The organism is Arthrobacter zhaoxinii, from assembly GCF_025244925.1.
Lineage (GTDB): Bacteria > Actinomycetota > Actinomycetes > Actinomycetales > Micrococcaceae > Arthrobacter_B > Arthrobacter_B zhaoxinii.
On sequence record NZ_CP104275.1, the window covers coordinates 2,138,077 to 2,158,488 of the forward strand.

The following is a 20,412-nucleotide window of genomic DNA, read 5'->3' on the forward strand; positions in this document are numbered from 1 at the left end:
CGTCGATGTTACTACGCCGGCCGGGGTTGTCCGCGCGGCCGGGTCGGGAGACGGACCGCGGCAGGCTCCCGCCGGACGCCGGCCGAAAAATAGTTCCGCCCACCTGCATCCAAGACGGGCACCCCGGAAGTAGTAGGGGTGTAAGTCACAAATCCGTACCGATGGGTGCGGCAGAACAAGGAGCTCAGACCATGCGCAAGACCGCTACCGCTCTCGCGACACTCGGCCTGGGTGCCGCCGCAGCCTTCTCGGCTGTACCGGCATCCGCCGCCGACTCCGATACCGCAAAACTGTCGGTACTGCACGGTGTTCCGGACACTCCGGTGGACGTGTACGTGAACGGCACACTCACCCTGGATGACTTTATGCCGGGCGAGCTTGCCGGACCGCTGGACCTGCCGGGCGGCAACTACCAGCTGGCCATCACGGCGGCCGATGCCGCTGACGCCTCGGCGCCGATCATCGGCCCGGTGTCCGCGGATCTGGCAGCCGGCGGCAACTACACCGCCACGGCCAACCTGGATGCATCGGGCAAGCCGACGGCGAACCTGTTCACCAATGACACGGCCGCCGTGGAGGCGGGCAAGTCCCGCCTGACCGTCCGCCATGTGGCAGCCGCACCCGCCGTCGACGTCCTGGCCGGCGGCACGCCGGTCATCGAGGGCCTCACCAACCCCAATGAGAAGGCGCTGACCGTGGATGCCGGAACGGTCTCCGCATCGGTTGCCGCGGCCGGCACCACCACGCCGGTAATCGGTCCGGCGGATCTGACCCTGGCCGAAGGCACCAACACGATTGCCTACGCCTGGGGTTCCCTCGAAGCGGGAAACCTGGCCCTCGCCACCCAGACCATCGAGGGCCTGCACTCGGCGCCGCACGCGGTTCCGGGCGCCCTGGAACAGGTTGCCCAGTCCGGGGACGAGCAGGCCCTGACGGCGGCTGCCGCTGCCGGCGGCGTCGCACTGCTCACCCTGGGTGCCGTTATGCTGCGCCGCCGTTCCACGGCCGGCAGCAACTAAGGCGCACCCGTCCCGATCCCCCGGTGCTGCGGCGCACCCGAAACCCCCTTTCCGCGCCGCAGCACCGGGGCCACCCTTTCCGGAGGTCCTTTTTATGCCCGTTGTCTCCCTGCGGCGAGTCGCAGCAGCGGCCTGCCTCTCAGTCGGCGTCCTTGCCGGGACTGCGGCCTGCAGCGGCGATCCCGGAGCCGGCTCAGTAACCGGTTCCATGTCGAGTCCGGCGCCTTCCCCGTCATCCACGGCGGCAGCGCCGCCGGAGGCATCCGCATCCGCCGCACCCGCGGCACCCGCCACGGAGATACCGGTACGGCCAGCAGTGCCCACACCGGCCGAAGCCGTTCCGGAGCCCGTCCGCGTGAGTGTGGAGGGAACCGGCATCGAGCTGGAGGTGATCCCGGTGGGCCAGGAGGATAACGGCGCCATGACGCTGCCGGACAACCATTACCAGGCCGGCTGGTACCGCTTCGGCCCCGCACCCGGGTCCTCCCGCGGAGCGGCGGTGCTGGCCGCCCATGTGGATTCACGCACCGAGGAGCTTCCCATCGCGGGCCTGGACGATGTCCCCGCCGGCACCCCCGTGACCGTGACCCGCAGCGACGGAACCGTCGTGAAGTACACGACCGAAAAGGTGCAGAACATTCCCAAGGCATCACTCGACGAATTTAATCTCTTTGACCGTGACGGTGCGCCGCGGCTGGAACTGGTAACGTGCGGCGGTAGATGGCTGGACCCGGTAGGTGACTATGAAGACAACGTTGTGCTCACCGCCGTACCCGTACCATAGTGGCTACCTCAGAGAGCTGCCGGATACCGGACGCAGCCCCGCACGGCAGGAGAACGGCACTGATGCCCACGGGCGCCTCAGATCGCGACGCCGCGATGGACGCTGCCTTCGCTGCAGGGGACGAAGCGGCACTGGCGGAGGCCTACCGCCGGTTCTCACCACTGATCCGGGCGCTGGCGCTGCGCAGGGTCCTGGATCCGGGCGCAGCCGACGACGCCGTGCAGGAAGTGTTCATCCGGGCCTGGAAATACCGCGGCAGCTATGCCCCTGAGCGCTCCACTCTGGCCGCCTGGCTGGTCGGCATCGGACGGAACGTGGCGGCCGGCATGGCGACGGCCCAGGTCCGTTCCTCCGAAACCCTGATGGAGTCTCCGGAGCCTGGCCGCCATGCCGTACCGTCCGCCGGACCGGACCCCGACGGCGTGGCGGACCGTGTGGTGCTCGACGCCGAACTGGCCAGGCTCGGGGAGCCGCAGGGTTCCATCCTCCGCCTGGCCTTCCATGACGATCTGACACATCAGCAGATATCGGAAACACTGAAACTCCCGTTGGGTACCGTAAAGAGCCATATCCGAAGAAGCCTTGTCCAACTCCGGCACCGATTGGAGGTCAGCGATGCAGCATCTGCCACCTGAGGAGCTGGCCCTGTGCGCCCTTGGCGAGGCCGGATCCGACGAGACGGCCCACCTTGCCGGCTGTGCCGAATGCTCCGCGGAAGTCACGGCCCTGCAGCGCGTCGTCACAGCCGGGAGGAGCCCGGCCGCGGCGGAGGCACTACCCCGGCCGCCGTCGTCCGTCTGGGACGGCATCCATGCCCGGCTCGGACTCAGCGACGCCGTCCGCTCCGACCCGTTCGACGAGGCTCCGTCCGACATTTCCGGCGCCGGCACGGCGCCGACAGCCGCCGAGGCGCGGGCGACCGCCCCGGAAACGTCCCGGACGGGGTCGTCACCGGTGCCTTTGGAGGCTGCCCGGAAGCGGCGCGAACGGCGGCGGCTCCCGCAGATCCTGGGTGCCGCGGCAGCGGCCGTGGTGCTGGCTGCGGCCGGTACCTGGGGCGTCGCACGGATTCTGTCGGACCGGACCGAGGTTATTGCCGCAGTGGACCTGGCTCCCCTGCCTGAGTACTCGGAAACGGGCCGCGCCGAGGTGGATGAGCGTGCCGACGGCGGACGCGAGCTGGTGGTCACGGCAAGCGGTTCCGATGCGCAGGGCTTCAGGGAAGTCTGGCTGATAGCCCCGGATGTGGAACGGATGGTCAGCCTCGGGACGATGGAGGGCACGGAAGGCCGGTTCACCATTCCGGCTAACCTTGACCTCGATGAGTACCCGATTGTTGATATCTCCGACGAGCCCTTTGACGGGAACCCCACGCATTCCGGGGACTCGATCCTGCGCGGCGTCCTCGATCTCTGAGCCCGCCCGCCTCGACAACCGGCCGCGGAGGCCGGCCGCCCGTGGCTGAACCGTTGGACATCGCCGGCGAGTGGTGGAACCGGGTCCTGTCCGGCTTCGACCGGGTACCGGCGGTGGATCCGGATCCCCTGGCACTGCTGCTGATTGCCGGTGCAGCGGCCCTGCTCAGCATCCCCCGGGGGACGTGGCGGTGGTTCGGACTGTTCGTCACGTTCGTCCACGAGCTCGGCCATGCCTTCGCCGCGCTGACAACCGGGCAGGTCGTGAAAGGCATCCGCCTGCGCTTTGACCATTCCGGCGATATGCGCTCCCTGGGCCGGGGAGGTTTCCCCGCAGCCTGGGCCGGGTTCTGGGGCTACCCTGTCCCGGCGGTGGTGGGCGCCGTCCTGGTGCTGGCCGGACTTAGTGGCTGGTCCGGCGCTGCCCTGTCCCTCAGCGCCCTGGTGCTGCTCTCCGCGCTGCTGTTCATCCGGAACGGCCAGGGGTTGCTGATTGCCTTCGGCTGCGCGGGAGTCTCGGTGCTGCTGGTCTGGTTCGCGGCCCCTCCCGTCGCCGGGTACGTGGCCATGGGTACGGGTATTGCGCTGCTCGTAGGGGCCGTCCGCGACTGGTTCAACGTGCTGAGCGTACACACACACCGGCGCCGGAACCTGGAAAGCTCCGACGCCTATATCCTCTCCCGGCGTACCGGGGTTCCTGCTGCGCTGTGGCTGGCGGGGTTCGCCCTCGTGATCGCCGCTTCACTGGCGACGGCGGTGTTCGCCGCTCTGGGCGGGTAGTTCGCGGCCTATCCCTGGACGGCGGGGAAGGTAACCCGCAGTTCAAGCCGGTGCTGGCCGTCCTCTTCCTGCGTGTAGATGGCCTTGCCGGAGATGCCGGCAAGATCGTCCGTGCCGGAGCCCGGAATAATGTGTCCGGAGCTGGCCGTCGCCGTTCCTTCGGCCAACCCCCAGTGCTGGATCACCATGGTTCCGGAGCGGCCCGCTATGGTCCCGGCGAAAACCTCGGATCCGACATAGCCGGCACCCACGGAGTTTCCGGCCATAATCAGGTCAGCGACGGAAGTCCCGGTGATGTCGCCTTCGTAGATCTTCACTGCCCGAACCGTGGACAGTTCGCTGTTGGTTCCTTCCACCTGGTACGGAGTGGGTTCCCACTCCGAAACGTCGAAATCCGCCACAATCACTTCTTCAGTTAGGTCGGTCATTACTTCAGTATCCCGTGTCCGGCGGCGGATTGCATGCCGGGTGCTGCGCTTGGGTAGCCTTATCGCTGTGCACGCGACGCGGCACGGCAACGGATTTACCTAAGGAGCACCACCCTCGCATGTCCCGGAAATCGGCCTTCCAGCTTCATCGGTTACTCCGCCCCGCCGCCCTCTGGACGGTATTTGCCGTCGTCCATTTGGGTTTCCTTGCCGCCCTCGCGACCCGTATTCTCGGCGGCGATGTCCTCAGTGACGTCGGCTTCTACCGGCTGTGGGCGTTCTCCGGAATCCAGGAAGGCTACTGGGTCGGGATTGACGGCGGCTGGGTCTATCCCATTGCCGCGCTCGTACCGATGGTCCTGGCAGCTGTCTTCGGCTACGGCGCCTACCAGTTCACGTGGTTCCTGCTCTTTACCGCCCTGAACGCGGCCGGCGTCGCGGTCCTTGCCCGGCGCGCCGGAACCCAGGGCATCGCAGCCGCCTACTGGTGGCTGGCCATCACGGCGCTGCTCGGGCCGGTTGCGGTGGGCCGAGTGGACGGACTCACGGCACCGCTGGTGATCATGGGCCTGCTGTTCCTGGCCACCCGTCCCGTGCTGGCATCGGCACTGCTTTCGCTGGCAACCTGGATCAAGGTCTGGCCGGCCGCCGTCATCCTCGCGGTGCTCGTGGCGTGGAAGAAGCGCCTGACCCTGCTGGCCACCGGCGCGGCGGTATCGGCGCTCATTGCCGTCGCCGTGGCACTCTCGGGCGGCCTTCCCCACCTGCTGAGCTTCGTCGGCGAACAGGGTGCCCGGGGCATGCAGATGGAAGCGCCCTTTACGACGCCGGGACTCTGGCAGGCGATCCTCGGATCCTCAGACGCGTACATCTTCGAAGACAAGGTCATCAACACCCGCGAGGTCCGCGGTGCCCTCGGCGAGCCCGTGGCCGCGCTGATGACGCCGCTGCTGGCACTGGCCGCCCTCGCCGTCGTCGGGCTGCTGATCTGGGCGCTGCGCCGCGGCGCCGATTCCCGTGCCCTGCTGATCTCCGGCTCGCTGGCACTGGTGAGCGCGTTCATTGTGTTCAACAAGGTGGGATCGCCGCAGTTCATGCTCTGGCTGGGCGCCGTGGTCGCCGTCGGCCTCGCCTGGGAGGGAAGGGACTGGAAGGTGCCCGGGATCCTCATGGCGGCGATTGCCGCGCTGACCACCCTCGTCTATCCGATGTTCTACGCCGCCCTGTACAACGACCTGAACATTGCCGTGGCGCTGCTCCTGACCGCCCGCAATATCCTCCTGCTGGTGCTTTTCGGCTGGTCGCTGGCCCGGGTCATTCGCCTGACCCGGGCCGGCGGCGACAGGCTTAGTGCGTCCGCAGTTCGCCCGGAGCAGGCTCCGTAAGCTTCTTGCGGAACAGGACCTTGGTCTTGGGGTCCAGGAAAATCAGGTAGAGGGCGAAGCCCAGCGCGATGACCGCAGCGATCTGGCGGGCCGCGCTGAGGCTGAACTCGAAGTAGGGCCAGATATCCAGCTGGTCGCTGATGGCGTAGACCATAAAGAACGAGACGAACAGGTACAGCGTCTTCGCCTGCCAGTCATCCCGCAGGCCGGTCACCGCGAACAGCGGGATGAGCCAGACGACGTACCAGGACTGGATCATCGGCGCCAGCATCACGATGGCGGCGAAGGCCAGTGCCAGCCGCCGGATCATGCGGCTGTGCTGCCCCACGAACATCTGCCACAGCACAATGGCCACGGAGGCAAGGCGTCCAATCATGTGGACGATGTCGGCCAGGGTCCATCCCGGCAGCCCGAGGGCATTGCCCAGGGTTGCCACCAGCATGCCGGCGAAGCCCACCGGTGCGTACCAGATCCAGACACTGCCGGGGGTGCTCAGGGCCCCCACCCAGCCGAAGCCGAACCCGTTGATGAGGCCCATGATCCACAGCAGCCCCAGCGAAAGGCCCGCCGTCATGAACCAGTAGGTGAACTTCCGCCGCCACGAGGCGTTCTTTCCGGCCCAGAGCAGGCCGATGAACGGAAGGAAAATGATGGTGATCGGCTTGATGCCGATGGACAGGGTCACCAGCAGGATGCCGGCCAGGGCACGGTTGGTTGCCGCCAGGTACAGCCCGGCCAGGGCCAGGCCGATCATCAGGGCATCGTTGTGGACGGCGGCAATGAAATTGACCAGGAACAGCGGGTTCGCTGCCGTCAGCCACAGGGCCCGGTTGGGGTTGATGCCGTGCAGTTCGGCCAGCTTCGGCACGTAGTAAACGCACAGGGCAACACCGACCAGTGCAATCAGGCGGAACAGCAGGATCGAGAACTCGGGCTGCCCTCCGGTAATCCGTACCACCAGCTCTTCGATCCAGAGGAAGACGGGACCGTACGGCGTGGGGCTCTGTGCCCAGAGATCGTCCGCGCCGAGCTGCAGGTAGTTGGAGATCTGGGAGTAGCCGTCCTTGTACGGGTTCAGCCCGCTGACCATGACCAGGCCCTGGGCGATGTAGGCGAAGACATCGCGGCTGAACAACGGCAGGGTGAAGCACATGGGCGCCGACCAGGCGATCACGGCACGCAGGACCACGGGCCGGGATTCCGGGCCCCAGCTACCCTTCATCCGCTGGCCCAGGCGAAGCCAGGACCGCACCAGGAGCATCCCGCCCGTGGCCAGCATCAGGACTGCGGCAACGGCGCCGATGGGCTGATCAAAACGCATCCAGATGATCAGCGGGTTGCTCCGCAGATTGACGGAAGCAAGCGACAGCCAGCCGACGCCGAAGGATCCCGCGAGCATCAGGAGGGAACCTATGAACCCCTGCACAATCGCGATGTTGGGGCGGTCGGCTTTCGCTATCTCCGAGCCCGGAGACGAAGGCTCGGTCGCGGGGACCTGGGCGGTCATCTACGTGGTTCCAATCTCTGGGTTAACACTTTGTCCTGCGGGCCTGTGGGCAGTCAGGGTCCGGTACCGGTCCCGAAATGCGGGCACAAGAATGCCCGGTACCGTAACAGGCTGATATTAGCATCGAGGCCTGTAGCCACCCGGGCCGCAGGCGACGCGCCCGCCGCCAATCCTGTGAGGTGGACCACTGTCCCTTACACTGAAGTTTCAGTTGGGACAACCGAGGTAAGGCGGTATTGGCTGTGGGGCGCCACCGGGCAGAACCTATCAAGACAAGCAAACCCGAAGTACGTCGGGACGCGGCACCGCGGCCGCAGGGACGCAGTCCCGAGCTGCTGGCCTGGGGCGTGTTCCTCACCGCCGTCGCCACCGCTGCCCTGCTGTGGGCTGAGGCGCCCCGGGGTGCCGTTGCGGCTGGGTCGGGCCTGCTGTTCCTGACGTTTGGGCTGAGTTGGTTCTTCGAACCGCCGCGCGCCCTTCCCTCCGGCTCCGCGGACCCTATGGAGGCCACGACGACGACGGCGGCCGTCCCTGCTTCCTTCCTCCCGGTGGCGCCGGTCTTCCTCCCGGCGTCCCCTGAACCAACGGCGCCCTCCCCCGGCCGGGCTGCGTCTGCTGCCGAGGCGTCCCCTCGGGCAGCAACCGCCCATGCCGCGGCCCGCACCCGCAGCGAACCGCACGGACGCCGCGCTGCTGCTGTGCCTGTGTTCCACGAGATGCCCGCCGAACCGAGCCGGTGGACCCGCACCTTCGGACCGCCCGAGACGGGACAGATCCCCCTGCAGCCCTATTTGAACGGCGTTCCGGCCAGTTACGCGACCGCAGGCAGCGAATCCCCCGAACGGCGCCAGCGCAGCCACTCCAGCCATTAGGCTCCCGGCGGTTCCCAAAGGCCTGACCGTTGAAAGCGGTACATTGGAGACGTGCCAATAACAAATGAACGTATGGTCTGGATCGACTGTGAAATGACCGGCCTGGACATCAAAAACGACGCCCTGATCGAAGTGGCCGTCCTCGTCACGGACTCCGAGCTGAACATCCTCGGTGACGGCGTGGACGTGGTCATCAAGCCGGATGATGCCTCGCTGGCCCAGATGGGTGACTTTGTGCGCCAGATGCACACCACCTCCAAGCTCCTGGACGAGCTGCCCAACGGCATCACCATGGCCGAGGCCGAGGCTGCCGTCGTCGAATACATCACCAAGTGGGTGCCCGAGCCGAAGAAGGCGCAGCTCGCGGGCAACTCCGTGGGGACGGACAAGATGTTCCTGGCCCGGGACATGCCGGAGGTCATCGACTACCTGCACTACCGGATCATCGATGTGTCGACCATCAAGGAGCTGGCCCGCCGCTGGTATCCCCGGGCCTATTTCCAGGCGCCGGCCAAGAGTGGCGGCCACCGCGCCCTGGGCGATATCCGCGACTCCATCAACGAGCTGCGCTATTACCGCGAGGCTGTTTTCGTTCCCGCTCCGGGGCCGGATTCCGCCACTGCCAAGAAGATTGCCGCCGGGATTTCGAGTTAGCTCCATCACAAAAAGCCCGCATGGGACCGGACGTGTCAAAAGCACTCCAAAAACCGTGTAAGCTTGATTCCGCTGCCTCAGATAAATGAGTCCGCAAGACCACTCGCCTGGACTTCGCGGATGAACGTTTGAGGCACATGGTGGGTATAGCTCAGTTGGCAGAGCGCCTGGTTGTGGTCCAGGAGGTCGCGGGTTCAACCCCCGTTACTCACCCCAATGAGGCTGGCGGTTCCAGCTTCGATAGGCCGCCTCGGATTAGTCCGGGGCGGCCTTTTATGTTTGTGTTTCACTGTTAGCGGTGCGGTGCCTGATGCACGGCGCCCGCGGGCAATGGTCCGCACTGAACCCCATACGCCTATGCGTGGCTTATCAATGAGGAGGCGCCGCCTTGGAGCGCAGACTGTTCGAAGAGGACCATGAGCTGTTCCGGGAAGTCGTCCGGGAATTCGATTCCCGCGAAGTCGCCGCCGGGTACCCGGAGTGGGACGCGGCGCACATGATGCCCCGCCGGCTATGGAAGGCTGCCGGCGAGCAGGGCCTGCTGGGCCTGGCGGTCCCCGAGGAGTTCGGCGGCGCCGGCATGCCGGATTACCGCTTCCGCGCCGTGATGGACGAGGAATTCGCCCGCGCCAACCACCTCGCCGTCGGCCTGGCCTTCCACCTGCATGACGACATGGTCCTCCCCCACCTGCTGGCCTACGGCTCCGACGAGCTCAAGGCACACTGGCTGCCGGGCATGGTGTCCGGAGATCTGGTGACCTCGGTGGCCTGGACCGAGCCCGGCGCGGGCAGCGACCTGCGCGGCATCCGCACCAAGGCGGTCCGCACCGACGACGGCGACTGGCGCCTCAGCGGCCAGAAGACCTTCATCGGCAACGGCATCAGCGGCGACGCGTCCCTGGTCCTTGCGCGCACCGACGGCAGCACCGGCCGCGGGCAGCGGGATTCCTTCAGCATGTTCATGGTGGCGAAAACCGAGGGCTACAGCACGGGACGCCAGCTGGACAAGATGGGCCTGAAGGCCTCCGACACCGCTGAACTGTTCTTCGACGACGTGCGCGTCCCGGCAGCCAACCTCGTGGGCGACGTCGGCCGCGGTCTGGAGTACGCCGAGGGCCAGCTCCCCCAGGGCCGGCTGGCCATCGCCGTCGCCTCCTCCGCCGTCGCCCGGCAGATCTACGAAGCCACGGTGGAATACACCAAAAACCGCAACGCCTTCGGGGACCGGATCGCCGACTTCCAGAACAGCCGGTTTGCCCTGGCGGACATCCTCACCGAGGTTGAAGTCACCGAAGCCTATGTCGATTCCGCCATCCTTGCCTTCAATGAAGGCAGGCTCGACGCCGTCTCCGCCGCCAAGGCCAAGCTCTGGGCCAGCGAACGCGCCAAGTCCATCACCGACCGCTGCCTGCAGCTGCACGGAGGCTACGGCTACATCCTGGAATACCCGGTTGCCCAGGCCTTCCTGGCCGCCCGCCTGCTGACCATCTTCGGCGGCACCAGCGAAATCATGCGGGAAGTCATCGGGCGCGGCATCGTCCGCTGAGCCCGGCTCCCGGCACCACCACCCACGAGAGAAAGACAGTAATGACCGTTCGTCCCATCGTCATCCACGGAGAGCCCGTACTGCACCGCAGGGCGGCCGAGGTGGAAGAGTTCAATGACGAACTGCGCACCCTGGTTGCCGACATGTTCGAAACCATGGACGTCGCCAACGGCGTGGGCCTGGCAGCGCCGCAGATCGGCGTCGGCCTGCGCCTGTTTACGTTCGCGTTTGAGAACGACGACGATGCCCCCGACCGCGGCGTCGTCATCAACCCGACCCTGATCACGTCCAAGATTCCGGGGTCCGCCCCCGATCCGGACGAGACCTCCGAAGGCTGCCTCTCCGTGCCCGGCGAGAACTTCCCGGTGAACCGGGCGGAATGGGTGAAGATCAGCGGCTTCGACGAATTCGGTGCGCCCGTACAGTTTGAGGCGACCGACTGGTTTGCCCGTGTCCTGCAGCACGAGTATGACCACCTCGACGGCAAGCTCTACGTGGACCGGCTCACCGACCGGTGGGGCCGGAAGGCCCGGAAGGTGCTGAAGGCGCAGGGCTGGACCGTTCCGGGGCATTCCTGGATGCCGGGCGTGGATCCGGATCCCTTCGGCCACTGAGCCGCCCCGGGGCCCACTGCCTCGTTAACCACTGAAGGACCCGCGGGAGATTCTCCTGCGGGTCCTTCGTTGGTTGGCTGCTTCGCCGCTGCCTGCTGTTAGCCGGCGATGGCTGCCAGCGACTGTGCCTTGGGGAAGGCCGGCGGGTTGACGTGTGCCATTTCCTCCAGCACCCGGACCACCTGGCAGCTGTAGCCGAATTCGTTGTCGTACCAGACGTACAGCACGAGGTTCTTCCCGTTGGAAATGGTCGCCAGGCCGTCCACGATTCCGGCCCGCTTGGAGCCCACGAAGTCGCTGGAGACCACCTCGGGCGAGGCAATGTAGTCGATCTGCTTGTGCAGCGGCGAGTTCAGCGAGGTTTCGCGCAGGAACGTGTTGACCTCATCCCGGGTGGTGGGGTTCTCCAGGTTCAGGTTCAGGATGGCCATGGACACGTCCGGGGTGGGAACCCGGATGGCATTGCCGCTAAGCTTGCCCTCCAGTTCCGGCAGTGCCTTCGCCACGGCCTTCGCGGCACCGGTTTCCGTGATGACCATGTTCAGCGCCGCCGACCGACCGCGCCGGTCGCCGTTGTGGAAGTTGTCGATCAGGTTCTGGTCATTGGTGAAGGAATGCACCGTTTCCACGTGCCCGTTTTCAATGCCGTACTTGTCGTTGAGCACCTTGAGCACCGGGGTAATGGCGTTGGTGGTGCAGGAAGCGGCCGTGATGATGCGGTCCTCATCGGTGATGGACCCGTGGTTGATCCCGTGCACGATGTTCTTCAGGCTGCCCTTGCCCGGGGCGGTCAGCAGCACCCGGGACACGCCCTTGGCGGCCAGGTGCTGGGACAGGCCTGCCTCATCGCGCCAGCGGCCGGTGTTGTCCACCACCACTGCGTTGCTGATGCCGTAGGAGGTGTAGTCCACGGTGGCGGGATCGTTGGAGTAGATGACCTGGATCAGGGTGCCGTTGGCGAGGATGGTGTTGTTTTCCTCGTCCACCGTGATGGTGCCGTTGAAGGCGCCGTGCACCGAATCCCGGCGCAGCAGGCTCGCACGCTTCACGAGATCGTTTTCGGATCCCTTCCGCACCACGATGGCGCGCAGCCGCAGGCCCTGGCCGCCGCCGGCCTTCTCCACGAGGATCCGGGCGAGCAGCCGGCCGATGCGGCCAAAGCCATAGAGCACGACGTCGGTGCTGGTCCGCTCGTCTGCCCCCCGCTTACCGGCGACGTCGGCCAGTTCGATGCGCAGGAACTCGGTGAGGTCCCCGCCGCCCTGCTCCTTGTACTTGTTGCTCAGCCGGGCCAGGTCGACGGAGGCTGCACCCAGTTCCAGTCCACTCAGTGCCAGGAGGAGCGGATAGGTCTCCGAGACCGGCAGTTCGGTTTCGTCGATCTGGCGGGCGAACCGGTGGGCTTTCAGAATGTCGATGACGGACTTATTGACGAGCGGACGCCCGTACACCGAGGTCACTACGCTGTTTTCCCGGTAGAGCCGCCCGATCAGCGGAATCATGGCCTCGGCGAGGGCCTCCCGGTCCATCCAGGCGTCGAGGCACGTATCCGAATTGGAGCTCACAGAACTTCACATCCTTTTCTCAGCCGGCACCGCGTTGTGCCGGTTGGGGGTAATCCCTACCAGTGTATTAGGACACATCCGGCCCACCAGCCCCATGCGTGAGAGATCGGTCACACGGTGGAAGCAGGCCGTCCGGTCCCGGCGGCGTTTCCAGCGGTGCCGGCGGCTTTGGCCGGCTCCAGGTCGGCGAGGTCCCGGACCCGGCGGAGCGGACCGAAAGCAGCACTCAGCGGTGCCAGGGCGGCGATCAGGATTCCGGTGAGGATCCCGCCGCGGATATCCACCAGTTCAACCAGCAGACCGGCGGCAAAAGCCGCCACCGCGAGCATCCCCCAGGTCACCATCCGCTGGGCCGAGCCGAGCCGGCCGAGCAGTTCCGGCGGGCAGACCCGCTGGCGGAAAGTCGTAGAGACCACGATGTTCAGGGAAATCGAGAAGCCGGCAATGAAGAGGCCGATGAATCCGGCGGTCATTCCCCGGCCCGGCGAGATGAACAGCAGGCTCGCGTATCCGGCGACCACCGGGAACATTGAATACCGCCACACCCGTCCGGAGCCGAACCGCCCGGTGATGGCCTTGGCGGACAACCCGCCGACGGTGCCGCCCACTGCGGTGGCAGCCGTGAGCAGGCCCAGCATGACGGGAGTCTCCCCGAGGGAGCGGATCACCAGGAGCACCAGCAGGGACACCACAATGTTGCCGCCGAGGTTCCAGAGCGCCCCGGTGATCAGCAGCATGCGCAGCGGCACGGTGCTGAAGGTGTACCGCAGGCCCTCCGCCATGTCCCGGACAACCTTCCGGTCCTTCGGCCGGTCCGGCCGGGATTCGCTGATGTCCAGCCGGAGGATCGCCATGAGGGAGACAACGGACGCCGAGACCTGCAGCAGCAGCGCGTTGGAGGCTCCCCAGGCATCAGTGACCCACCCGCCGGCGGCCCGGCCGCCGGCGTCGCCGAGGGCGCCGGAGCCCGTCATCAGTCCGTTGCCTTCCACCAGTTCCTCGCGGTTCACTGCCAGGGGCACCAGCGCCTGCTCCGCGAGGGTGAAAAACACGGCCGCCAATCCGGCTCCGAAAGACACCAGGAACAGCTGCGCGATGCTCAGGACACCGAGCCACCATGCCACGGGCAGGCTGGCCAGCAGCAGGGTCCGGACGGTGAGGGAGATGACAATCAGCGGACGGCGCCGGTGCCGGTCCACCAACACGCCGATCGGCAGGGCGAACAAAAGCCACGGGAGGAAGGTCATCCCGGAAAGGACGGCAACCGTCGCGTTTGAAGCATCCAGCTCGGTTACCGCTATGACGGGCAGGGCGACGCTGGTGACGGCAGAGCCGAAGATTCCGGCGGTTGAAGAGAGCCATAACCGGCCGAAATTGGTGTTGCGCAGAACCAATGGCTTTTTTGTCGCCTCGGTTTGGGACATTGCCACAGAATAGCCCAGCACCTGCCGAATAAAACCCGTCGGCGTGCCGGAGCAGCAATCTGCCCCAAAGCTTCGCCGGAAGTGCGGATTTCCCAGGTGCGGAAACCCCGGTTTTGTGAAAAGTATGTGGACGGGCTGGCCGATAAGCCGGGTTTTGTACGCCCGGACCGTTACCGGACCGGGAGCGGCAATCATCCATCTAGGGCCGCCGTTGCCGGCGGCCTCAAGCGGCCTACCCGGACACATCGGGCGGGCAGCCCTCAAACGCGTCCTGTATGGCCTTGCTCCGGGTGGGGTTTACCTAGCCGTCCCGGTCACCCGGGACGCTGGTGGTCTCTTACACCGCCTTTTCACCCTTACCTGCAGAAGCCGCAAAAGCGGCCCGCCGGCGGTTTCTTTTCTGTGGCACTGGCCTGCGGGTTTCCCCGAGTGGGCGTTACCCACCACCCTGCCCTGCGGAGCCCGGACTTTCCTCGGCGGCAGCGGCTTCCTCCAAAAAGGAATCCGCGCCGACGCGATCGCCTGGCCAACCCGTCCAGAGTCAACTCTACCGTCCCGCCGGGGCCTTCCGGGCCGGAAGCAGCGCCGGCTGCTCGCGTAGGATTAACCGGTGCTGATTCTCCTCCCGCCCTCCGAAGGTAAAACCGCTGCTCCGTCCGGGCCCGTGCTGGACCCGTCCCGGCTGCATTTTCCGATGCTTGCCGAACCTCGGGCCCTGGTGCTCAAGGCCCTTGCCGAAGCCAGCAGCTCCGGTGATGCGCTGTCGGTCCTGGGTGTGGGGGCAACCCTGGCGGCTGAAGTGCACCGCAACACGGTGCTGGACTCGCAGCCCTGCGCACCCGCCCACCGGGTGTACTCCGGTGTGCTCTATGACGCGCTGGGCTACGCGTCGCTTCCGGCACAGGCGCAGGGAAGGGCCGACGACGCAGTGCTGGTGATGTCCGCCCTGTGGGGCGCCCTGGGCTTTGCCGATCCCATCCCGGCGTACCGGCTCTCAATGTCGGTGTGGCTGCCGGAAACCGGACGCCTTGCCTCCTTCTGGAAGCAGCACCTGACTGGTCCGCTGAATGAGTATGCGGGCGATTCGCTGGTGGTGGACTGCCGTTCCAGCACCTATGCGGCAGCGTGGACGCCGGACCCGCAGCACACGGCTGCGGTGAATGTGTTTACTGTCCGGGACGGCAAACGGAAAGTGGTTTCGCACTTCGCCAAGCACACCCGGGGCGAGCTGGCCCGCCATCTGCTCCTGCGCGGCGGCGCGGAGCCCGCAACACCGCAGGAACTGCTGGCCGCTGCGCAGGAGAAGTGGGAGGCCGAGCTGGTGGCTCCGGCAGGCCGGAAGCCGTACCAGCTCAACCTTCTCCTGGCCGGGTAAGGGTCCTAGCCGGCCACCAGTTCCACTTCGAAGCCTTCTTCGTTCTCCAGATAGGCCGCGTAGTGCTCCGCTCCCCCGGCGTAGGGGTGCCGGTCCGCGAACAGCAGCGTCCAGCCGTGGCTGGAGGCGCGGCGTGCCAGCAGGTCGACGTCGGCCTCTGAACCGGCGCGGAACGCCAGGTGGTTCAGGCCCGGCCGTTTCCTCGAATACGGACCCGGTTCGACGTCGGGGCCGGCCTCGAGCACGAAGTACCCGTCAGCGCCCTGCCAGCTTGCGCCGGTGGACCAGGTGTCCTTCCGGACGTAGCCCACCCGCTCCAGCAGCCAGCCGAGGGACTTTTCCGCCGCGGCGAAGTCGTTGACCCAGATCTCCGTGTGATGCAGCCGTCCCGTGGGCGCGGCCTCCGGAGCGGGAGACGAAGCCGCTTCCAGCACCGCTGCGGCAGCCGCAGCCTTGATGTCGGCCCCGGCGCGCGGCTTCCACGGCACCCCGGCGGTTCCGGCGTCCATTGCCTCATTCGACAGCCGGTCCGCGTCCTTGTTCAGCTCCCGCGGAATCCACTGGTATTTCACCCGCTGCGGGTTGACGATCGACCGGGCCTTGGCCGCGAGCTTCTGCATATCCGCGTGCTTGATCTTCCAGCGCCCGCTCATCTGCTCCACCACGAGCTTGGAATCCATCTTGGCCAGGATCCAGCAGTCGGGGTCGATGCTGTGCGCCAGCTCCAGGGCGGCAATCAGGCCCGAATACTCGGCCACGTTGTTGGACACCCGGCCCACGTATTCGGCCTTCTCGGCCAGGATGCGGCCGGTGTCGGGGTCGCGGACCAGCGCGCCGTAGCCGGCGATGCCGGGATTGCCGCGCGAACCGCCGTCCGCTTCCACGATCAGGGTGCGCCGGGCCCCGCCGGCCGCGGCACGGGCAGGCGCGGGCTCGGCACCGGCGTCAGGCTCCGGGTCGAACAGTGTCACCGCTCAGCTGCCCCACTCGGCGGAACGGACCAGGATGCAGCCCGAATCCGGGCAGAAGACAATCTCGTCGTCGGCGGCCTTGCGGATGTCCGCCAGGTCGCCGGGGCTCAGCTGCATCCCCGAGCCTTCGGAAGTGCCGTGGAACAGCCGTGCTGCGCCGATGCCGTGCTTGGAGAGCGTCTTTTCGTAGACGGCGAGCAGTGCCGCGTCGAAGCTTGCGGCGAGCTCCTCGCGGCGGGCCTCGGCGTCGGCGCGGTCAGAACCGATGACTGCCAGTTCGGCGTCACGCTTGTCTTCCAGTTCCCGGCGCTTCTCGTGCAGGGCGGTCAGGGCCGCGCCGGCTTCGGCTTCGCGGGTGCGCGCCGCTTCGAGCCGTTCCATCACGTCGAGTTCCACGTCTTCAAGGTCGGACCGGCGGCGCTCAAGTGAAACGATTTCCGCCTGCAGGGCGGTGAGCTCCTTGGAGCCGCCCTTGCCGCTGTCCAGGTGCTGCTGGTCACGGGCCATACGCGCAACCACTGACGCTACATCCGCTTCGGCGCGGGTGAGCTCACGTTCAATGTCGGCTACTTCCGTGCCGGCTGCCACGCGTGCGCTTTCGGCGGCGGCAACGGCACCGGCAAGGGACGCGATCTCGGGATTGTTGTTAACGTTGCGGGCCTGGTTCCGCAGGGACTTGATCCTGCTGTCCAGGGCCTGCAGATCCAGCAGCCTCAGCTGCTCCGCGGGCGATGCTTTTGCCACCGATTACCTCCGTGTATATCCGGACCTGCCTGGCCCGGCTCTCCTAAGCCTATGCCACCGGCGGGGATCACTTCAGCCTAGGGAGTAAGTACAAAGTCCCACGGATCGGTGTTCACGCCGCTGACGCGCACCTCAGCGGTGAAACCCTGGTCCGTCAGCACGTTTTCCAGCGCGTTGGCGGCCGGGGTCAGCCACAGCCACTCGCTGCCGAAGTGGGAGACGTCAATCAGATAAGGGCGGCCGTTGCCGGTGAGGGCACGCTCCCGCAGTTCCGACGCCGGGTGGTGGCGAAGGTCCGCAGTGACGTAGACATCTGCACGCTCCGCACGGACGGCGTCGAACAGGCTGTCACCGGCTCCTCCGCAGACCGCCACCCGCCGGATCAGGCCCTGCGCTTCCCCGGCCACGCGGACGCCGCCGGCGACGGCGGGCAGGAGGCCGAACACGCGTTCGGCGAAGGCCGCGAGGGTGAGCGGCTCGGGCAGGTCACCGACCCGGCCGATTCCCTCTTCGGGCAGGCCCGCGGCAGCGGGCACCAGCGGGGTGACGTTCCCCAGCCCGAAGGCGTCGGCGAGCACGTCGGAGACTCCCCCGACGGCGCTGTCGCCGTTGGTGTGTACGGTCAGCAGGGCGCAGCCGCCCTCGATCAGGCGGTGTACGGCGTCGCCCTTGAATGTGGTGGCAGCCACCGAGTTGACGGGTTTGAGCAGCAGGGGGTGATGGGTAATGAGCAGATCCGCTTTCCACTCCAGTGCCTCGTCGATGACTTCGCGGGTGGGATCGACTGCGAACAGGATCCGACGGACCTCCCGGTCTGCCCGCCCGGCCACGAGGCCGGGTGCATCCCAGTCCTCCGCCAACGATTCGGGCCAGAGCTCTTCAGCTGCCAGCAGGATGTCGCCAAGGGTGGGGATGCTGCTGCCGTCGGTTTGCTGTGCCTGATCAGGGACAGTGTCGGCGCCGGCGCGTTCGTGGGGGTGTTCCGCTTCCATAACTTTAGTTCTACCCTGCCCCAGTTGCCCCGCTCAATTCCGCCGCGCCTGCCGTGACGGAGGGAACACCGCTGCACCCTTTTACGGGCTCCCGGGAATCAAAGCGGGTCCCTGCGCCTTGTTAAGGGCATGAAGACGTATGTATTAGGCGGAGGCTGCTTCTGGTGCCTCGATGCCCTCTACCGCAAGGTCCGCGGCGTAACCGACGTAGTTTCCGGCTATACGGGCGGGGCGGTGGACAACCCCGATTATGACAGTGTGAGCGCCGGCGTCACCGGACACGCGGAGGTGGTGGCGGTGACCTTTGACGAGGACATCATTCCCCCCGAGGTCATCCTGGACATGTTCTTTTCGCAGCATGATCCCACCACGCTCAACCGCCAGGGCTACGACGTCGGTACCCAGTACCGGTCCTCGATGTTCTACGGGAACGAGGACCAGCGCAAGGACTTCGAAGCGGCCGTCGAGCGGGCGCGGGAGAACTGGAAGGATCCGATTGTGACTGAGATCGTCCCCCTCCCGCGGTTCTACCCGGCTGAGGACTTCCATCAGGATTTCTACGCCAAACACCCCGGCCAGGGTTACTGCCAGGTGATTATTAATCCGAAGCTGGCCAAGGCCCGCAAGTATTACTCCGAATGGCTTCAGGGCTAGGCCCGTCAGGCCGCCCCGATAGGCTGGAACGGGCAGAACGGAGTTCGGGCTTTTTGAGTCCGGCTTTTTCAGGAACGTTGAAGGAATAGAGGAAACCATGGCTCGTATTTATGACGATGTAACCCAGCTCGTAGGCGGAACTCCGCTGGTCCGTTTGAACCGGCTCGCGGCAGGGCTCCCCGCCCAGGTCGCCGTGAAGCTGGAGTTCTACAACCCCGCCAACAGCGTCAAGGACCGGATCGGCGTGGCAATTGTTGACGCCGCCGAAAAGGCCGGAGCACTTCAGCCCGGCGGCACCATTGTCGAGGGCACCTCCGGCAACACCGGCATCGCACTGGCCATGGTGGGTGCTGCCCGCGGCTACAAGGTGATCCTCACCATGCCCGAGACCATGTCCACCGAGCGCCGGGTCATGCTGCGCGCGTACGGCGCCGAGATTGTCCTCACACCCGGTGCCGAGGGCATGCGCGGTGCAGTGGAGAAGGCCAAGGAAATCGTCGCCGCCACCGAGAACGCCATCTGGGCCCAGCAGTTCGCCAACGAGGCCAACCCGGCGGTGCACCGGGCCACCACCGCCGAGGAGATCTGGGCGGATACCGACGGCAAGGTGGACATCTTCGTTGCCGGCATCGGCACCGGCGGCACCATCACCGGCGTCGGGCAGGTCCTGAAGGAACGCAAGCCGGACGTGAAGATCGTGGCCGTGGAACCCAAGGACTCCGCCATCCTCAACGGCGGCTCCCCCGGGCCCCACAAGATCCAGGGCATAGGCGCCAACTTTGTCCCCGAGATCCTGGACACCACCGTCTACGACGAGGTCTTCGACGCCTCGATCGAGGACTCCGTTGCCACGGCCCGTGCCCTGGGCACGCAGGAAGGCATTCTGGGCGGCATCTCGTCCGGTGCGATCGTCTGGGCTGCACTGGAACTCGCCAAGCGCGAAGAGAACGCCGGTAAGCTGATTGTTGCCACCGTCTGCGACTTCGGGGAACGTTACATCTCGACCGTCCTGTACGACGACATCCGCGGCTAGGCCGCGTTCCGGCCCTTCCCCGGGACGGATCATCCGAGCAGAAAGTCCTCTGTGAGTCTGTTAGCCCGACTGCGCGAAGACCTCGACGCCGCCGCATCACATGATCCGGCGGCCCGGGGTGCGCTCGAAAACCTGGTTGTCTATTCCGGCCTGCATGCCATCTGGATGCACCGGCTGACGCACCGCATGTGGGCGAAGCCTGCCCTGCGGTTCCCGGCCCGCGTACTGTCGCAGGTGACCCGTTTCGCCACCGGCATTGAGATCCACCCCGGCGCGACCATCGGCCGCCGGTTCTTCATTGACCACGGCATGGGTGTAGTCATTGGCGAGACCGCCGAGATCGGCAACGACGTCATGCTGTACCACGGGGTGACCCTGGGCGGGCGTTCGCTGGCCCGGGTCAAGCGTCACCCCACGATCTGCGACGGTGTGACCGTAGGCGCAGGCGCGAAGATTTTGGGGCCGGTGGTCATCGGTGCCAACAGTGCGGTGGGAGCCAATGCCGTGGTGGTCAAGGATGCGCCGGCGGATTCGATCATCACCGGCATTCCGGCCAAATGGCGGCACCGGGACACGAAGATGACCCAGCCGGCCGTGGACCCGGCCGAGTACATCGACCCGGCCATCTACATTTAGCCCCGGGCATCAGG

21 protein-coding genes, 1 tRNA gene and 1 other RNA gene are annotated in these 20,412 nt (G+C 66.4%); 15 read left to right on the forward strand and 8 right to left on the reverse strand.

The window, feature by feature from the left end:
- The first annotated feature begins 191 nt into the window (after window positions 1-191).
- The 5 genes from N2K95_RS10035 (at window position 192) to N2K95_RS10055 (ending at window position 3,998) form a co-directional block, all read left to right on the forward strand.
- The gene (locus N2K95_RS10035) at window positions 192-1,019 is read left to right on the forward strand and encodes a DUF4397 domain-containing protein (RefSeq protein ID WP_260651448.1); all 828 of its coding nucleotides are present in this window, start codon (window positions 192-194) and stop codon (window positions 1,017-1,019) included.
- Window positions 1,020-1,113: 94 nt separating this feature from the next.
- Complete coding sequence (locus N2K95_RS10040; protein ID WP_260651449.1) at window positions 1,114-1,803, forward strand: class F sortase; 690 nt, start codon at window positions 1,114-1,116, stop codon at window positions 1,801-1,803.
- A gap of 62 nt (window positions 1,804-1,865) precedes the next feature.
- On the forward strand, window positions 1,866-2,438 hold the full coding sequence (locus N2K95_RS10045; protein ID WP_260651450.1) for an RNA polymerase sigma factor: 573 nt from the start codon (window positions 1,866-1,868) through the stop codon (window positions 2,436-2,438).
- Complete coding sequence (locus tag N2K95_RS10050; RefSeq protein ID WP_260651451.1) at window positions 2,419-3,219, forward strand: anti-sigma factor; 801 nt, start codon at window positions 2,419-2,421, stop codon at window positions 3,217-3,219. The genes N2K95_RS10045 and N2K95_RS10050 overlap by 20 nt, the downstream gene beginning before the upstream one ends.
- Window positions 3,220-3,260: 41 nt before the next feature.
- Window positions 3,261-3,998 (forward strand): M50 family metallopeptidase, encoded by a 738-nt coding sequence (locus tag N2K95_RS10055; RefSeq protein WP_260651452.1) that lies wholly within the window; start codon window positions 3,261-3,263, stop codon window positions 3,996-3,998.
- 8 nt (window positions 3,999-4,006) lie between these two features.
- Here the strand turns inward: N2K95_RS10055 and N2K95_RS10060 are convergent, their stop codons facing one another.
- Entirely contained in the window at window positions 4,007-4,426 is a 420-nt protein-coding gene (locus tag N2K95_RS10060; protein WP_260651453.1) for a DUF3224 domain-containing protein, read from the reverse strand.
- Between the two features lie 119 nt (window positions 4,427-4,545).
- On the opposite strand from N2K95_RS10060, the gene N2K95_RS10065 reads away from it, so the two are divergent.
- Window positions 4,546-5,811, forward strand: a complete 1,266-nt coding sequence (locus N2K95_RS10065; RefSeq protein ID WP_260651454.1) for a glycosyltransferase family 87 protein — start codon at window positions 4,546-4,548, stop codon at window positions 5,809-5,811.
- Here N2K95_RS10065 and mptB read toward each other — a convergent pair.
- Complete coding sequence (gene mptB / locus N2K95_RS10070; RefSeq protein WP_260651455.1) at window positions 5,774-7,318, reverse strand: polyprenol phosphomannose-dependent alpha 1,6 mannosyltransferase MptB; 1,545 nt, start codon at window positions 7,316-7,318, stop codon at window positions 5,774-5,776. The two genes, N2K95_RS10065 and mptB, sit on opposite strands and share 38 nt — an antisense overlap.
- A gap of 242 nt (window positions 7,319-7,560) precedes the next feature.
- Between mptB and N2K95_RS10075 the strand changes: the two genes are divergently transcribed.
- The 5 genes from N2K95_RS10075 (at window position 7,561) to def (ending at window position 11,004) form a co-directional block, all read left to right on the forward strand.
- Window positions 7,561-8,190: a hypothetical protein gene (locus tag N2K95_RS10075; RefSeq protein WP_260651456.1), complete on the forward strand. Its 630-nt coding sequence runs from the start codon at window positions 7,561-7,563 to the stop codon at window positions 8,188-8,190.
- A gap of 93 nt (window positions 8,191-8,283) precedes the next feature.
- On the forward strand, window positions 8,284-8,844 hold the full coding sequence (gene orn / locus N2K95_RS10080; RefSeq protein ID WP_260653782.1) for an oligoribonuclease: 561 nt from the start codon (window positions 8,284-8,286) through the stop codon (window positions 8,842-8,844).
- Between the two features lie 140 nt (window positions 8,845-8,984).
- Window positions 8,985-9,060 (forward strand) — tRNA-His (locus tag N2K95_RS10085).
- A gap of 172 nt (window positions 9,061-9,232) precedes the next feature.
- Entirely contained in the window at window positions 9,233-10,390 is a 1,158-nt protein-coding gene (locus N2K95_RS10090) for an acyl-CoA dehydrogenase family protein (RefSeq protein ID WP_260651457.1), read from the forward strand.
- A 41-nt stretch (window positions 10,391-10,431) separates the two neighbouring features.
- Window positions 10,432-11,004: a peptide deformylase gene (gene def / locus N2K95_RS10095; RefSeq protein ID WP_260651458.1), complete on the forward strand. Its 573-nt coding sequence runs from the start codon at window positions 10,432-10,434 to the stop codon at window positions 11,002-11,004.
- Between the two features lie 98 nt (window positions 11,005-11,102).
- Here def and N2K95_RS10100 read toward each other — a convergent pair whose 3' ends face one another.
- The 3 genes from N2K95_RS10100 to rnpB form a co-directional block, all read right to left on the reverse strand.
- Entirely contained in the window at window positions 11,103-12,533 is a 1,431-nt protein-coding gene (locus N2K95_RS10100) for a glyceraldehyde-3-phosphate dehydrogenase (protein WP_260653783.1), read from the reverse strand.
- A gap of 146 nt (window positions 12,534-12,679) precedes the next feature.
- Window positions 12,680-13,993 carry an MFS transporter gene (locus N2K95_RS10105; RefSeq protein WP_260651459.1) on the reverse strand — a complete coding sequence of 438 codons (1,314 nt, stop codon included), beginning with the start codon at window positions 13,991-13,993 and terminating at the stop codon, window positions 12,680-12,682.
- A gap of 127 nt (window positions 13,994-14,120) precedes the next feature.
- An RNA gene (gene rnpB, locus N2K95_RS10110) (RNase P RNA component class A) lies at window positions 14,121-14,527 on the reverse strand.
- A gap of 76 nt (window positions 14,528-14,603) precedes the next feature.
- Here rnpB and N2K95_RS10115 point away from each other — a divergent pair.
- Window positions 14,604-15,368 (forward strand): YaaA family protein, encoded by a 765-nt coding sequence (locus N2K95_RS10115; protein WP_260651460.1) that lies wholly within the window; start codon window positions 14,604-14,606, stop codon window positions 15,366-15,368.
- 5 nt (window positions 15,369-15,373) lie between these two features.
- On the opposite strand, the gene N2K95_RS10120 is transcribed toward N2K95_RS10115, so the two are convergent.
- The 3 genes from N2K95_RS10120 to N2K95_RS10130 form a co-directional block, all read right to left on the reverse strand.
- Complete coding sequence (locus N2K95_RS10120; RefSeq protein WP_260651461.1) at window positions 15,374-16,339, reverse strand: reverse transcriptase-like protein; 966 nt, start codon at window positions 16,337-16,339, stop codon at window positions 15,374-15,376.
- A 3-nt stretch (window positions 16,340-16,342) separates the two neighbouring features.
- Window positions 16,343-17,083 carry a zinc ribbon domain-containing protein gene (locus N2K95_RS10125; RefSeq protein WP_260651462.1) on the reverse strand — a complete coding sequence of 247 codons (741 nt, stop codon included), beginning with the start codon at window positions 17,081-17,083 and terminating at the stop codon, window positions 16,343-16,345.
- A 77-nt stretch (window positions 17,084-17,160) separates the two neighbouring features.
- Complete coding sequence (locus N2K95_RS10130) at window positions 17,161-18,075, reverse strand: Nif3-like dinuclear metal center hexameric protein (protein ID WP_260651463.1); 915 nt, start codon at window positions 18,073-18,075, stop codon at window positions 17,161-17,163.
- Window positions 18,076-18,204: 129 nt separating this feature from the next.
- Here N2K95_RS10130 and msrA point away from each other — a divergent pair, with 129 nt between their 5' ends.
- The 3 genes from msrA (at window position 18,205) to epsC (ending at window position 20,398) form a co-directional block, all read left to right on the forward strand.
- On the forward strand, window positions 18,205-18,729 hold the full coding sequence (gene msrA, locus N2K95_RS10135) for a peptide-methionine (S)-S-oxide reductase MsrA (protein ID WP_255791651.1): 525 nt from the start codon (window positions 18,205-18,207) through the stop codon (window positions 18,727-18,729).
- A gap of 97 nt (window positions 18,730-18,826) precedes the next feature.
- Window positions 18,827-19,762 carry a cysteine synthase A gene (gene cysK, locus N2K95_RS10140; protein ID WP_260651464.1) on the forward strand — a complete coding sequence of 312 codons (936 nt, stop codon included), beginning with the start codon at window positions 18,827-18,829 and terminating at the stop codon, window positions 19,760-19,762.
- Between the two features lie 51 nt (window positions 19,763-19,813).
- Window positions 19,814-20,398 carry a serine O-acetyltransferase EpsC gene (epsC, locus tag N2K95_RS10145; RefSeq protein WP_255791649.1) on the forward strand — a complete coding sequence of 195 codons (585 nt, stop codon included), beginning with the start codon at window positions 19,814-19,816 and terminating at the stop codon, window positions 20,396-20,398.
- The last annotated feature ends 14 nt before the right edge of the window (window positions 20,399-20,412 follow it).